Raw genomic sequence first — 15,219 nt, forward strand, 5'->3', positions numbered from 1 at the left:
TTTATTTTGCCGTACCAAAATATTTTTCCAGTTCCGCCTCATTGCCGTTTTTGACAATTAAGACGACTTTATCACCCGCCTTGTAAACATAATCTCCCTGCGGAATAAAAGATGTTTCGCCTCGGTTTACCAGCATTAAAAGCCCGTTTTGCGGAAGACGGAAATCTTTTATGCTTTTTTCAATCGCCGGAGAATCTTCCGCTATTTCTATTTTAATAATACTGACGCTTCCGTCTCCAAGATTGTGAACGTCGCTTATGCCCCTGCCCATTAAATGAGACAGTATTGAATCTACTACTACGGATTTAAGCGGGATTGCCACATCGACTCCAAGCTGATGCGCGATGGTTTTGTGTCCGGGGCTCATGACTAAAGCGATAGCGCGTCTTACTCCTAAAGATTTTAAATAAATTGCCGCAATAATGTTGAGGTCCTGATTATCGGTCGTGGTAATGATGAGATCAAGATCGCCTAATCTTTCTTCCGCGATAAAGGCCTCATCGGAAATATCTTCGTTTAAAATAAGGACGTTTTGAAATTTAGCGGATAGCTCTTTACAGATATTGTAATCCTTTTCAATGATTATTACGCTGCGTTTGCTTTTTGGAAGAAAAGATTTGATGAATGACGTAAAAAAATTCTTTTTTGTTTTTTTTGCCTCAAAGGAAATGTCATTATTGGCTAAAAGTTCTTCGGCGATGAGTTCTCCCAACCGCCCTCCGCCAACAATGCCTATGCGATTGATAGGAGTCTCAGTTCTTCCCGCCAGATGAAACACCTGATCCATGTTTTCCTCTCTTGTAATGATATGGATCAAATCTCCCGGACTTAGAACTGTCGATCCCGATGGAAGAAAACATTCTTTCCCGCGCTCAACCAGAGTAATAAGGCCTTCTTCCCTGATAAAAGAATGAAAATCCAAAAGCGAAAGCCCGTCAAAAACGCTGCCTTTAGTAATATTAACGGAACCCAATTCGTAAGGCGTTCCCGAAAACTGCAAAATATTTCCCTGCGCTCCGTGCGATATTGCGTTTAACACAGCCTTTGCCGCTTCAATATCAGAATGTATAAATCGATCTATGCCAAGAATCCCCGCCCCTCTAAGTTCCGATAAATTAATTTTCATATAATCATCGTTTCTAACTTTGGCGATTTTTATCACTTTAGGATAACGCGATGCGGCAAGCCCGCAAATAATCATATTAATCTCGTCAGAATCGGTCACGCAGACAAGCGCGTCCGCCTTAGCGATTCCCGCTTCCTCAAGTGACTCAAGACTGTTCCCCTCGTCATGCAGAACCAGACAATCCAACCTGTTAGACGCATGACGCGCCCTTTCCTCGTTTGATTCAATCAATGACACGTCATACTTTTCATGTATAAGGTGGCGGGCAAGCTGAGTGCCAGTGAAACCGGCGCCGATTATTATTACTCTCACAATGGTATTATAGCGGAATTGAGGGGGTTAGGCTAGGATGACGGAGAGTTATAAAAATGTAACAGAAAATTAAACAAGGTCGATTTTGATATTGATGTAGAAATTTATATAGTGGTAGTTTTTCCCCAAATATGATAAAATTTATCTTTGTATGAACTACCAGACAATCAAGCAAGGAGACCGTCTAAAAGGGCTAATTCCCGGTGAAACAATCCAAATAATTACTACTCAATCTGTTGGAGATGACGCAATTGAGGTCTATTACCGAAAAAACGATGGTTCATTAGGGCAACAGCTTCTTTATGCCGATTCATTCAGTAATCTTTCGATAGAAACCGAAAAATTACCGTGGAAATTCGACGCGAATGCCGCTCTGGTTAGGCTTACGTCTGAAGCCTATAGGATAAAACTCGCCCATTTGTTTGACCCACATCTGGCTGTACATACATCTCTTATAGAGCCATTGCCTCACCAGATAACCGCTGTTTATAGAGAAATGATTCCACGTCAGCCGTTGCGTTTTCTATTGGCTGATGATCCGGGAGCCGGAAAGACAATCATGTCAGGTCTTCTTATTAAAGAATTAAAAGTCCGGGGTGACCTAAACCGCTGTCTTATCATTTCACCTGGTAATCTTGTTGAACAATGGCAAGATGAACTTTACAGCAAGTTTCAGCTTGAATTTGAAATCCTCACAAAAGATATGCTTGAATCATCTGTCCGGGGAAACGCTTTTCTTGATAAACCTTACCTTATTGCAAGACTGGACAAGCTTTCCCGCAACGAAGAAATTCAAGAAAAACTAAAATATTCTGAATGGGATCTTATTATCTGTGATGAAGCGCATAAAATGTCAGCCACCATATCGGGAGACAAGGAACAACATACAAAGCGTTATAACCTAGGTTTACTGCTTTCCACTATTACGCGACATTTTTTACTGCTAACCGCAACTCCCCACAACGGCAAAGAAGATGATTTTCAATTATTTTTACGCCTGCTTGATGGCGACCGTTTCGAGGGGAAAAACCGAAGCAAAAGAGAAACAAACGCAAGTGACATCATGCGCCGCTTGGTAAAAGAGGAACTATTAACTTTTGACGCCAAGCCTCTTTTCCCTGAACGCCTTGCCTACACTCTCAAATATGAACTATCTGACCAGGAAATGGAACTATATAATAAAGTTACCGATTATGTCAGAACAAATTTTGACATGGCACAGAAAGTCCTTGATCCAAAACGTGCCCACGCGGTAGGGTTTGCACTTACTGTTTTACAACGCCGTCTTGCATCTTCTCCTGAAGCAATTTATCAGTCCTTGCGCCGCCGCAGAGAACGGCTGGAAAAAAAACTGGAATTTTATCAAACGGCAAGAGATTTACACGATGCGAATCTTCCGCCTGATTTTACGGAAGATTTTACCGAAGAAGACTGGGAAGATTATGATGACGCATCCGAAGAAGATGCAAATAAAGTTGAAGAACAATTCCTTGACGAAGCTACTGCCGCAAAGACAATAGCCGAATTGGCAACAGAAATCCACACTTTGAATAATCTTGAGCAAGAGGCAAAACAACTGCTTCATTCAGGTGTAGATAAAAAATGGGAACAGCTTTCCGTAACATTACAGGATAATCCCCTTATGTCCGGTGAAAAAAGCCGGGAAAAAGTTATTATTTTTACCGAACATCGTGATACTCTGCATTATTTGACAACAAGAATTCGTTCCATGCTTGCAAATGACAACGCGGTTGTAACAATAAAGGGCGGTATGCGGCGGGAAGAACGGAAACTGGTTGAAGAACGATTTAAAAACGAATCAAATGTTTGCGTCCTTGTCGCTACTGATGCGGCCGGCGAAGGGATTAACTTGCAACGCGCTCATCTGATGTTAAACTACGACCTGCCATGGAATCCAAACCGTCTTGAACAACGTTTTGGGCGTATTCACAGAATTGGACAGAAAACAACCTGTCATCTTTGGAACCTTGTTGCAAAGAACACCAGAGAAGGAGACGTATTTACCCGACTCTTTGAAAAACTGGATAGTGAACGTAAAGCCTTGGGCGGTAAGGTATTTGATGTTTTAGGAAAAGTTAATTTTGGAGACAGACCTTTACGAGAACTTCTTATCGAAGCGATACGATACGGAAATCTCCCCGAAACCCGCGCAAAACTGGAAAAGACAATTGACGGCGCTTTGGATCATAGTGAATTAGAACGCCTCATTGCGGAACGTTCGCTTGCGGGTCAAAGTTTAGGAATTGAACAGGTACATGAAATCCGTGAAGCAATGGAACGCATCGAAGCCCGCCGCCTTCAGCCGCACTTTATTGAAAGTTTTTTTATCGGCGCTTTTGAAAACATGAAAGGGCAAATCCGCAGGCGTCCCGATCATCGTTATACGATACCCCATGTCCCAAAAAGCCTACAAGAGAGCCGTTCAAATTTTGGCGTAACATATCCTATTGCTAAAAGTTATGAGGCAATCACTTTTGAAAAAGAATATGTTCATGTTGACGGGCGAATTGACGATGCGGCATTAATCTGTCCCGGACATCCTCTTCTCAGCGCGCTCATAAGTGAAATACTTGGAAAAAATCAAAATCTGCTTAAACAAGGTACTATTTTTATTGATGATACCGAATCAGGGAAAAAAGACAGGTTGCTCTTTTTTATTGAAGATATTGTCGAGGATGGACGAGTTAACAGCGCCGGTCACCCGGTAAAGGCGTCTCACAGACTGCACTTTATTGAAGTCTATAAAGATGGAATAGTTGAATCCGCCGGTCTTGCCCCTTATCTGGACTATACTGTACCGACTCAGGAAGAAAATCTTATTCTACAGAAACTTATAAAAGACACCGCATGGTGGGAGCAAGATGTTGAAATCCTTGCCAGAAATTACGCCGTAAATAACCTTATGCCTGCCCATTTGAAGGAAATAAAAGATCGCCGTATTGAATATGTGAATAAAGTTGAACAGGAAGTAAAAAACAGGCTTAATGCGGAAATTAGCTATTGGGATACCCAAGCCGGCATCATGTCGGATCAGGCTGTTCAAGGAAAAACAAATGCCCGTCTAAATGCGGATAAATTCAGGGAACGAGTCAATAACTTGGAAATGCGTCTTAACCAACGGCTTGCAGAACTGGCTCTTGAACGTAACATTGTCTCAAAACCGCCAACGGTGTTAGGCGGAGCATGGATCGTATCCCGTTCAATGCTAATTTTAGATAAAGCGGATAAACCAAACAATTCCACCGAAGATGGCCGCGATGAAATTGAACGGATAGCCATGGAAACAATCATAACAATTGAAAGAGAATTGGGCAATGCTCCCAAAGATGTCAGTAAAGATAACCTTGGTTATGACATCGAAGCTAAAACACCGACAGGCTCTTTGCGGTTTATCGAAGTCAAAGGAAGGGCGGCGGGGAATAATGACGTTACCGTTACCCACAATGAAATGAAAGTCGCCGCCAATTCCCCTGATAAATGTATATTAGCGGTAGTTATTATTGATGATAATAAGCGTAATGTTATATACTTTATGAACTGGATTGATACAGGACCGTCTTTCGCAGAAAGTAAGCGGAGTTTGGATTTAAAGAAACTCAGGCAGGTTTCGCGGGTAATACTTGAGAAAGAAATAATTGAGTGAGGTGGGAAAAATGAATGATATTGATGAAAACTATAAACAGGAACTGGCGGCTGACGGGAGTTACTCGGGTGTAGAAGAAGAAGAATTTGCTCCATATCCCTTTGATTCTGAAAAAATTTCCATATCAAACAGAAAAATTTCACTTTCAAATGTTATAACAAGATGGAACAGAGATCTTATTCATGCTGCTTCAATACAGAGGCGAGAAAATCTTTGGGACAACGGAAGAAAAAGCAGACTTATTGAATCAATTATGCTAAAAATACCATTACCTTTATTTTATGCATCTGAAACTAAAGACGATCACCTTTTTATTGTTGATGGATTACAGCGATTAAGCGCTATTAAAGGCTTTGTATTAGAAAAAAAATATAAACTGGAATCCCTTGAGTTTCTTAAAGAACTTGAAGGGAATAATTTTGATGAAATACCAGATCGAATGCAAATACGGATAAATGAAACAGAACTTGATTTTGCCGTAATAGGACCTGATTCTCCCCCTGAAGTACAGCGTAATATTTTTAAACGCTTAAATACCGGAGGATTACCATTAACAGATCAAGAGATACGTAACGCATTGTATTTTGGTCCTATCACCGACCTATTGGCAAAACTCGTAGATACTAAAGAATTTCAAACCGCAGTTGCCGGTAGCGTGAAAGATACGCGAATGGCAGCTCAAGAGCTTGTTTTACGTTTCTTTTCTTTTTCGATAATGAACATTAATGAATACAAAAAAGATGATGAAATGGATTCCTTTCTTTCTGATGCCATGCAAATACTCAATAGGCTTATAGATCCTAATACTTATTCCAAAAACAAAATGTCTTTATCCTGCGAAAGGAACTATTCTACTACTCCAATAAACGATATTGAACATAAATTTATTACTGCAATGACCAGAGCGACAGATTTGTTTGATAATTGCGCGTTCCGTATTACAACTCCCTCTAAGAACAAAAAAGGTGTTCAACGTTCTCCAATCAACAAATCGCTTTTTGAATCATGGTCTGTTCTCTTGTCAAGAATGGATAAAAATGATTTTAATATTTTGAATCGTAGAAAAGAATTACTTTTTAAAAAACTTGATGCGGAATTTGACAATAAAAATTCATTATTACGGAATTATATAGGTAAAGACAGCCTAAAAATTACCGGTATCAAGGGGCGTTATGAAATTATTGGAAACATTATACATGAAGTTCTTAAGGAGGAGAATAAATGATAACAAAATTATCTTTAAATAATTTTAAGGCTTTTGAAAAAGAGGTTTTTGAACTGGGTTTATTAAACGTTTTATCGGGTCTTAATAGTTCAGGAAAAAGCTCTGTAATTCAATCAATTCGTTTGTTAAACGAAAAAAAACCGCTTTCCGACCTTGGTCCACTTGATCAATATATTAGAAGTGATATGAAAGGGTTTAATCTTAAATGCGAACAAAAATTTAAAGATAAAAATGAAACTATTATTTTTTCTTATAATCGTGATGGAATTGTTAAAAAAGAAAAAGATATTAATGGTATTGTTTCTTATATTTCAGCGGATCGTTTAGGACCAAAAAATTCTTTACAGCTAAGTATTGATAAGACAATAACAACTGTAGGTTCCAAGGGTGAAAATGTTGTGGATTTTTTGTCCAGATTTGAAAATGAATGGATAGGACTACCTGTTCCAAAAGCGCTTGTAGCAAGTGAAGGAGTCGGAATAAGAGATAATTTGACAGAATGGCTTCGCTTTATTTCACCGGGAATAGAAATTAAATATTCACATGATAATAAAACTGATATTGGGCGCACAGAATTTAACGGTCATCGTCCGGTTCATGTTGGTTTTGGATTGTCTTATACACTCCCGATTATAGCAAGTGTTTTAATACACGCAAGCCAATTGATGGCAAAAAAGACAGAATCGGTTTTACTTCTTCTGGAAAATCCTGAAGCGCATTTGCACCCATCCGGTCAAACTAAAATGGGGGAGATGTTAGTGCGTGCGGCTTCTTGCGGGGTACAGATCATTGTTGAAACACATTCCGATCATCTACTGAACGGTATAAGAATTGCCGTAAAAGAAAAAAAACTTCCTAATACTGATGTGAATTGTTTCTTTTTTAAATCAGGAAGTTGGGATGGAAAAAATGAAGAACCAGTAGCCGTTGAAAAAATTGAAATTGATGAACATGGAATGGTTGATTACTGGCCCGATGGTTTTTTTGATGAAACAGAAAAAAGCTTGCAACGATTAATTTAAGGATAATTTTATGGAGATTTATTTTAATCCGTATCCCGGTGCTGCAAAAACAGAAGAAGAAGGGCTATGCCTTGCTGTTGGTACTGCAGATGCATTATCTCGCTTAAAAAAAGAATTTAGTGGCGTAACCTTATATGGCAATACTTTTGAATCAGAAAGTGATTTACCTCCATCCAAATTTGTTCTTGTCAGAAAACAAGGTATAAGTTTCTCCATAGGTTCTCTTATGTTCAAAACAGGTAATGTAGAACGTGAGAAGTTGCGTTCATTACTGGATTTGTTCTCCAAAGGAAGAATATTAGACAATGATGAGCTTCTAAAAGCCGATGACTGGATTGTATCCATAATAAATGCTCCTGCTCCTATTCTTGAATTAGCTGCGAAGAACAAAGCCATCGCATTGACTATTCCTACAGAGTCGGAATGGCGTATAAACCTTTTTAGTTTTAATGACAGAACAGAAACTTTGCATAATCTTTGGGGTCAGAATGATATAACGGCAATAATATCACACTGCATAGAACAAATTAAAAATATTCCTGAACAGTTTTCCACACAATTTAATGCTAAATTTTGTGGAAGCGCACTTAGCTCTGCTCCTGATTATGCATTATGGGAAAGAATTGGCTTTTTTAAAAAAATGGAAGATGCCCGAAACTTCGGTTATATACCATTTCATAACTTGTTACAATATTTACAAGGAATTGAAAAAACTAAATTTGGTCCCTTGCTTGAATTAACATCTAACGGTTATCGTATTTTTTTTGTATACAGAAAAGGACTTTCACCAGAAATTCTGGTTGGCGGTTTTTATAAAAAAGGAGTCGGAAATAACTCAAAAGCGCAAAACCAAGCTATCATAAATGCAAGAAATAATATTAGTGAATATTCAGGGGAATAAATAAATGACAAAAAAACTCATAGAAGTAGCCCTGCCCCTGGAAGCAATCAACGCCGAAGCCGCACGGGAAAAATCGATACGTCATGGGCATCCTTCCACGTTGCATCTGTGGTGGGCACGTCGTCCGCTTGCGGCTTGTCGTGCGGTGCTTTTTGCTTCTCTTGTTGACGATCCTTCCAGCCATATAGATAAATTCCCTACGGAAGAAGCGCAAGAAAAAGAACGCCGTCGCCTTTTTGAGCTTATTGAACGACTGGTAAAATGGGAAAATATAAACGATGAAAAACTTTATCAAGAAGCATGGCAAGAAATACTTGCATCCACAGGCGGAAAACCGCCGCCGATTCTTGACCCGTTTGCGGGCGGAGGCTCAATCCCGCTGGAAGCCCAGAGGCTTGGGCTAGAAGCCCATGCCAGCGATTTAAACCCTGTTGCGGTGCTTATCAACAAAGCGTTAATTGAAATACCCCCCAAGTTTGTAAACTGTCCGCCGGTAAACCCCGAAGCACGTGGAAAAATCGGCGGTGAAAATGAATGGAAAGGCGCGGCAGGACTTGCCGAAGATGTACGCTATTACGGCGAATGGATGCGGCAAAAGGCTTTTGAAAAAATCGGTCATCTGTACCCAAAAGTAAAAGTTCCCGCAACAGCTAAAACAGAAAGCCATGAAGCCACAGTAATAGCATGGCTATGGGCACGGACAGTACAATGCCCGAACCCTGCCTGTAAAGCGGAAATGCCGCTAGTGCGTTCTTTTGAAATTTCAAAAAAGAAAGGCAAGGAAGCATGGGTTAATCCAAAAATAGACAAAGCAAAAAAAATAATTCAATTTGAAGTTCGGGAAGGCAAAGGAAAAATCCCGGACGGCACAGTAAACCGCAACGGCGCACATTGTATTTTCTGCGGTGGACCTGTTCCACTGCAATATATCCGCGATGAAGGCAAGCAGGGACGCATTGGAGCAAGGCTCATGGCTGTTGTCGCCGAAGGTCAGGGTGGGCGTATTTACCTTTCGCCGGATAAAATGCAGGCAAAAACGGCGGATGTTCCAAGACCAGATGAATATCCTGATGCAAAGTTACCAGTTAATCCACGAGATTTCAAAACACCAAATTATGGGATAAAAAACTTTTCCGAATTATTCACTCCACGCCAACTTATCGCTTTGGTAACATTCAGTGATCTAGTCGGTGAAGCGATTAAACAAATTGAGAGAGATGCTAATATAAAAACTAACCACGAACCACACGAATCAACACGAACAATAGAGAAAAAAAGCAAAGGACTGGATGAGGGCGGTACGGGCGCAAGGGCTTATGCTGAAGCGGTGGGGGTGTATTTGGCAATGCTGATTGATAAACTTGCCGATCTGGGAAATTCTCTGAATAGATGGGAGCCAAATGCACAATGTCCAAGACAGTTGTTTGCACGTCAGGCAATACCGATGGTTTGGGATTATGCCGAAGGAAATCCTTTGGGAAATAGTTCTGGCTCATGGAAAATTTTACTGGATAATTTATTTCGAAGTCTAAACGCACCATTATTTGCTTTTAATAGGCAGGCAATGGGATATGTTAATCAAAAAGACGCAACACAAATATCATTTAACAGTCCTATTGTAATTTCTACTGATCCGCCTTATTATGACAATATCGGCTATGCCGATTTATCGGATTTCTTTTATATTTGGTTACGCCGTTCACTAAAAAATGTGTATCCAAAATTATTTTCTACCATGCTTGTTCCAAAAACTGAAGAATTAGTCGCTACACCTTATCGTTTCAGTGGGGATAAACAAAAAGCAAAATCGTTTTTTGAAAACGGAATGTTACAAGCGTTCCGAAAAATGAGGGAAACCGTATCTCCTAATTTTCCCCTAACGGTTTACTATGCTTATAAACAAACCGACAGCGAAGATGATGAGGAAAACTCCACTACTGAAAGTGCCTCGTCAGGTTGGGAAACCATGTTAAGGGCTATTATTAATTCGGGATTTGCTATCACAGGGACATGGCCCCTGCGAACCGAAATGATGAGCCGGGCTATTGCAATGAATACCAACGCCCTCGCGTCTTCTATTGCCATTGTATGCCGTCCACGTCCCGATGATGCAGTCGAAACCACCCGCAGGCAATTTCAGGGAGAACTACAGGAAGCCCTAAAAAAAGGACTGCACGATTTACAGTCGGGAAACATCGCTCCGGTTGACCTTGCCCAAGCGTCAATAGGTCCCGGTATCGCCGTGTACTCAAAATACAAAGAAGTTCTGGACGCTTCGGGCGAACCCTTGTCGGTACGCCAGGCTTTGGTAATGATAAATCAGGAACTTGACGCTTTCTTAGGCGAACAAACGGGAACCCTGGACGCGGAAAGCCAGTTTTGTATCTCGTGGTTTGAACAATACGGCTTTAAGGACGGTCCCTACGGAGAAGCGAACACGCTTATGCGGGCACGCATGGCAAGCGAGCAAAATCTAAAAGATTCCGGTATACTGGAAGCGAAACAGGGCAAAGTCCGCCTGAAACATAGAAATGAACTTTCCTTTGACTTATTTCTTAAAAGCGAAAGCATAATCTGGGCGGTTGTCCAGCATTTATGCCACGCTCTGGACAAAGCCGGCGGTCATGACGAATGTGCCAGACTTATGGCTCAACTGCCCGTCGAGACAGTTGAGAAAGTTAAAACTTTGGCGTATCGTATTTATCAGATATGCGAACGCAAAAATATGTCTGAAGAAGCCCTTGCGTATAATAACTTAATAGCATCATGGGGTATTATGGAAGGCAAGATCAAAGAAGTAAAACAGAGCAAGCCGAAACATGGGGAATTTGAGTTTTAGGAGGAGAAAATGGCAAATAATGGAAAATTTGTCTTGGAATTGATATTATTTAGCCTTATAATTGTATAAAGAGGCTTATTAATATGGCAGATGACAATGAAATTCTTTATATTTCTTTAGAAAAACTTATATTTGATCCGCAAAATCCACGGTTGCCGCCTGATTTAAATAAATCCAATATCGAAGAAATCCTAAAATATATGCTAAGAGATGCCAGCCTTCTTGAATTAATGAAATCTATCGCGGAAAGTGGTTATTCACGATCTGAACCTCTTTTAGTAGTCCCCGCCAACAAGAACGAATATACGGTAGTTGAAGGGAACAGGCGGCTCGCAGCACTAAAAATACTTTCAAACCCCAGTCTTGCGACGGTTAGGCAAAAGTCAGTTGAAGAAATAGTAAATTCCAAAAAAAATAGCCCAAATGAAATTCCTTGTATCCTTCATAAAAATCGAGATGATATTCTTGATTATTTAGGGTACCGTCATATCACAGGCGTGAAAAGTTGGGGGGTATTGGAAAAAGCTCGCTATGTGGAACAATTATTCAAAAAACATAAAATTAAAGGACCGTTAGAAGAAAATTATAAAATTCTTGCCAGCATGATTGGCAGCCGTGCCGATCACGTTGGCAGATTGCTTTCTTCGCTTAAGCTTTATGAATTGGCTAATGACAAGTCTTACTTCGATATTAAAATAAATGAGAAAGAAGTTGATTTTTCAATTCTTTACACTGCTGTTGGTTATAACAATATTCGTGAACACATTGGGCTTGAAAGAACTGGCGATATTGAACTTAATCAAATAAATCTAAAAAACTTTGAATTTATTTTTAGATGTCTTTATGATCCTTCAAAAAAGATTGAAGAATCTCGTGAGCTTGCCGATCTTAATTCGGTTGTTGGTAATAAAAGAGCATTATCAGAATATAAAAAAGGTACGCCATTATCTGAGGCAATTTATTATACCGATGCTCCATTGGAAACATTTATTACTTTTCTTAACGGCGCAAAAAAATATTTATCGAATGCCAGAAATTGCCTAGATAAGCTTGAGCCGCCAGAAAATGCAGACGAGATAATTCTTCAGGTTAGGGAATTGGAAAAAATCGCCAAAAGTATCAGAAAAACACTTGAAGAAGACGAGGATTAATCATGCCATTATTAGGGCTGGATAAATTTCCTGAGTTTTCAAAGAATTTATCAAAAAACAAGTGGGCGGATTATATTGAACTTCTTTGTTTAACTGATCCTGATAAGGAAAAAGGCCTCAATGACATTTTAATCTATAGTCGACAAGAAAATATTTTACAAGAAGATCAGTTAAAAGAAACAATCGACGGCGATGAAGATAACAGTGAAAGAACTGAAAAATATCGCGATGAATTCCTTGATATTTTTAAATATTTTTCATCACGTTTTAATTTTTTAAATGAATTCTATCCGTTTGAGTGTATCGGTAAAGAAACAATTAAATTATCAGACATGGATGATAACAAATTATTATATATTTACTTTCTTCTTTCGTCAAATACCAGATATTTTATTATTAATAAAATACCGCCATTATTTACATCTTTTTTTGAGCATATTTCTCATCATATAATGAAAATTATTTATCCTAATTTTAAAAATGAAATATTTGGTACTGCAAATAAACCTGGCGACTATTTTTACGGTGGTACATTATTAGATAAGTTGACAAAACTTTCACTCTGCCTAGGAACAAGTTTAACTAAGAAAACCATCAATGATCCGCACAATTCAGGCGGCTCAGGTGATAAAGGGCTTGATATTATTTCTTATTTTAATCTTGACATAAATCCAATGAAAACATCTTATATTCCATTATGTTTTGGTCAATGTTCATGTTCCTATGACGAATGGAAGCAAAAGCAATCATCAATATCTAAAAATATATGGGACAATAGAATTAACGATTTGCCAAGTTATCATGAATATTTGTTTGTCCCTTTTTCGTTAAGAGGGATAGACGGATACTGGGCTAAAGAAGAACATAGTGAAATACAAACTATTATTATTGACAGATTCAGATTTTTGAATATTTTAAAATTGAATAAAACTAATATATCGCTCCTTTTACCGGAAGAAATAAAGTCAATAATCATTAATTTTTTAGAGGGAAAAGAATGAAGAAATCAAAACCAGTTCAACCATCGTTAACAGCCGTGTCTCTGTTTTCCGGTTGTGGAGGATTTGATTTAGGAGCGATACAAGTAGGAGTTAAAATTATTTGGGCTAATGATATAGATAAATATGCGGCACAAGCATACAAAATGATATTACCGGATGTTCCTTTCAATTTAGGGGATATAAGAGATTTTAAAGCTTTTCCAAAAGCCGATATATTAATTGGCTGTTATCCTTGTACCGGATTCAGCATTGCCGCAAGACGAAGAGCAAAAGGAACCGATTCTCGTGATTTATTTAAAACAGAGGGAAATTTTTTATATTTGGAATTTATAAAAGCCTTAAAACAAATAAAGCCAAAATATTTCTTTGTTGAAAATGTCCATGGAATGTTAAATGCTGTTGATGGGTGGTTTTTCCAGCAGCAAATAGCAGGGTTTAAAAAACTTAAATACACGCCAAAATATAAAATGTTGAAGGCAACTGATTATGGAGCTCCTCAAGATAGAAAGCGTATTTTTATTGTAGGTGTAAGAAATGATATAACCGAAAACTATAACTATGAATTTCCAAAACCAACTTATGGCCCGGATACTAAAAAGCCTTATCGTACAATGAAGGATGTATTATCTGATATGGATCCGTGGCCTGAAGGCGAATTTTCAATTGATGCTTTTCATGGACATTATTTGACAAGAAACAGAAAAAGAAAATGGACAGAGCCAAGTTTTACAATAGTTGCTAATCATAGTCATGTGCCTCTGCATCCAATGGGCAGATCAATGATAAATATAGGTGAAGATAGTTGGGCATTGCAAGGTAAAAGTAATAGACGGCTTTCTTGGAAAGAATGTAGGATTCTTCAATGCCTTCCTTCAAGATTAGATCCTGACATCGATTTAATACATAAATACATGGTAGTTGGAAATGCCGTTCCACCTGTTTTTGCCAAAGCGCTTTTAACACCTATTGTTAAATATGAAAAATCTCTATTGTGAGGGAAAAAATGCCATATACGAACACAACTGAAAACACAAATCGTTATACACAGCCATGGAGACAAATTGCCGAACCCCGTCCCGATGTAGCAAACGGTAAATTCAAGCAATCGGAATTTGCCGCCGATCTTTCGCAAGTCTTGCAGGGAAAAGCCGTAAATGAGTATCAAGACCCTATAGAATTTTTTGACCGCACTTTTATCACAAATGGAATGAAAGGACTATTGGTCAAGTCTGTATTACGGGTTTCAGGAGAAGGTGGCGAGCCTGTCATTCAGCTAAAAACGGCATTTGGCGGCGGTAAAACTCACAGTATGCTTGCCTTGTATCACCTTATGCGTTATGCAAATCCTCAGAAACTTAATGGAATACCAAATATTTTTACAGAGGCAGACGTAAAAACAATGCCAAAAGTAAAAACAGCGGTACTCGTCGGAACATCATTAGACCCTACCAAATCACGCTGCTCAAAAAAATATCCCGATATTACAATAAATACTCTTTGGGGTGAAATGACAGCACAACTTGCTGAAGAAGCGGAGGATCCCAATCTTTATGAATTAATTAAAGAAGCGGATAAAAAAGGAATTTCACCGGGATCAAATACCATTAAATCTATTTTTGAAAAATGCGCGCCTTGTCTTGTTCTTATTGATGAAATTGTCGCTTATGCCAGAAAATTGCATGGGAAACCATCCGGAGATGTTCCGGCAGGAACTTTTGCAAATGTCTTGTCTTTTGTTCAAGAATTAACTGAGGCCGCAAAAACTACAAACAATTGCCTTGTTGTCGCGTCTTTACCGGAATCAGAAATTGAAACAGGAGGCGAACCAGGAAACATAGCCCTTAAAAGCATTGAACATACTTTTAGCCGTATACAGACTATTTGGAAACCAGTTGTAGCCGAAGAAGGTTTTGAAATTGTCCGCAGACGGCTTTTTAAGCCTATTGAAAATAAGGAAGCGATAGACGAACAGCGTAAC

The 15,219-nt window shown here is 38.9% G+C and carries 10 protein-coding genes; 9 read left to right on the forward strand and 1 reads right to left on the reverse strand.

Annotated elements, in window-relative coordinates; genetic code table 11:
* Position 1: 1 nt before the first annotated feature.
* Positions 2 to 1,438 (reverse strand): NAD-binding protein, encoded by a 1,437-nt coding sequence (locus ACYVRA_RS01105; RefSeq protein WP_461250905.1) that lies wholly within the window; start codon positions 1,436 to 1,438, stop codon positions 2 to 4.
* Between the two features lie 151 nt (positions 1,439 to 1,589).
* Between ACYVRA_RS01105 and ACYVRA_RS01110 the strand changes: the two genes are divergently transcribed.
* From ACYVRA_RS01110 to ACYVRA_RS01150, 9 genes are all read left to right on the forward strand, one after another.
* Positions 1,590 to 5,102 (forward strand): helicase-related protein, encoded by a 3,513-nt coding sequence (locus tag ACYVRA_RS01110; RefSeq protein WP_461250906.1) that lies wholly within the window; start codon positions 1,590 to 1,592, stop codon positions 5,100 to 5,102.
* 10 nt (positions 5,103 to 5,112) lie between these two features.
* The gene (locus tag ACYVRA_RS01115) at positions 5,113 to 6,327 is read left to right on the forward strand and encodes a DUF262 domain-containing protein (RefSeq protein WP_461250907.1); all 1,215 of its coding nucleotides are present in this window, start codon (positions 5,113 to 5,115) and stop codon (positions 6,325 to 6,327) included.
* Positions 6,324 to 7,349 carry an AAA family ATPase gene (locus ACYVRA_RS01120; RefSeq protein WP_461250908.1) on the forward strand — a complete coding sequence of 342 codons (1,026 nt, stop codon included), beginning with the start codon at positions 6,324 to 6,326 and terminating at the stop codon, positions 7,347 to 7,349. The genes ACYVRA_RS01115 and ACYVRA_RS01120 overlap by 4 nt, the downstream gene beginning before the upstream one ends.
* Before the next feature lie 10 nt (positions 7,350 to 7,359).
* Positions 7,360 to 8,250, forward strand: a complete 891-nt coding sequence (locus tag ACYVRA_RS01125) for a hypothetical protein (RefSeq protein WP_461250909.1) — start codon at positions 7,360 to 7,362, stop codon at positions 8,248 to 8,250.
* Between the two features lie 4 nt (positions 8,251 to 8,254).
* Entirely contained in the window at positions 8,255 to 11,089 is a 2,835-nt protein-coding gene (locus ACYVRA_RS01130; protein ID WP_461250910.1) for a DUF1156 domain-containing protein, read from the forward strand.
* 83 nt (positions 11,090 to 11,172) lie between these two features.
* Positions 11,173 to 12,240: a hypothetical protein gene (locus tag ACYVRA_RS01135; RefSeq protein WP_461250911.1), complete on the forward strand. Its 1,068-nt coding sequence runs from the start codon at positions 11,173 to 11,175 to the stop codon at positions 12,238 to 12,240.
* A 2-nt stretch (positions 12,241 to 12,242) separates the two neighbouring features.
* Positions 12,243 to 13,241 carry a hypothetical protein gene (locus ACYVRA_RS01140; protein ID WP_461250912.1) on the forward strand — a complete coding sequence of 333 codons (999 nt, stop codon included), beginning with the start codon at positions 12,243 to 12,245 and terminating at the stop codon, positions 13,239 to 13,241.
* The gene (locus ACYVRA_RS01145; RefSeq protein ID WP_461250913.1) at positions 13,238 to 14,236 is read left to right on the forward strand and encodes a DNA cytosine methyltransferase; all 999 of its coding nucleotides are present in this window, start codon (positions 13,238 to 13,240) and stop codon (positions 14,234 to 14,236) included. The genes ACYVRA_RS01140 and ACYVRA_RS01145 overlap by 4 nt, the downstream gene beginning before the upstream one ends.
* Before the next feature lie 8 nt (positions 14,237 to 14,244).
* The coding region (locus tag ACYVRA_RS01150) for a DUF499 domain-containing protein (protein WP_461250914.1) at positions 14,245 to 15,219 on the forward strand (975 nt) is incomplete at its 3' end.

The sequence above is a fragment of the Treponema sp. R8-4-B8 genome (genome assembly GCF_054786175.1).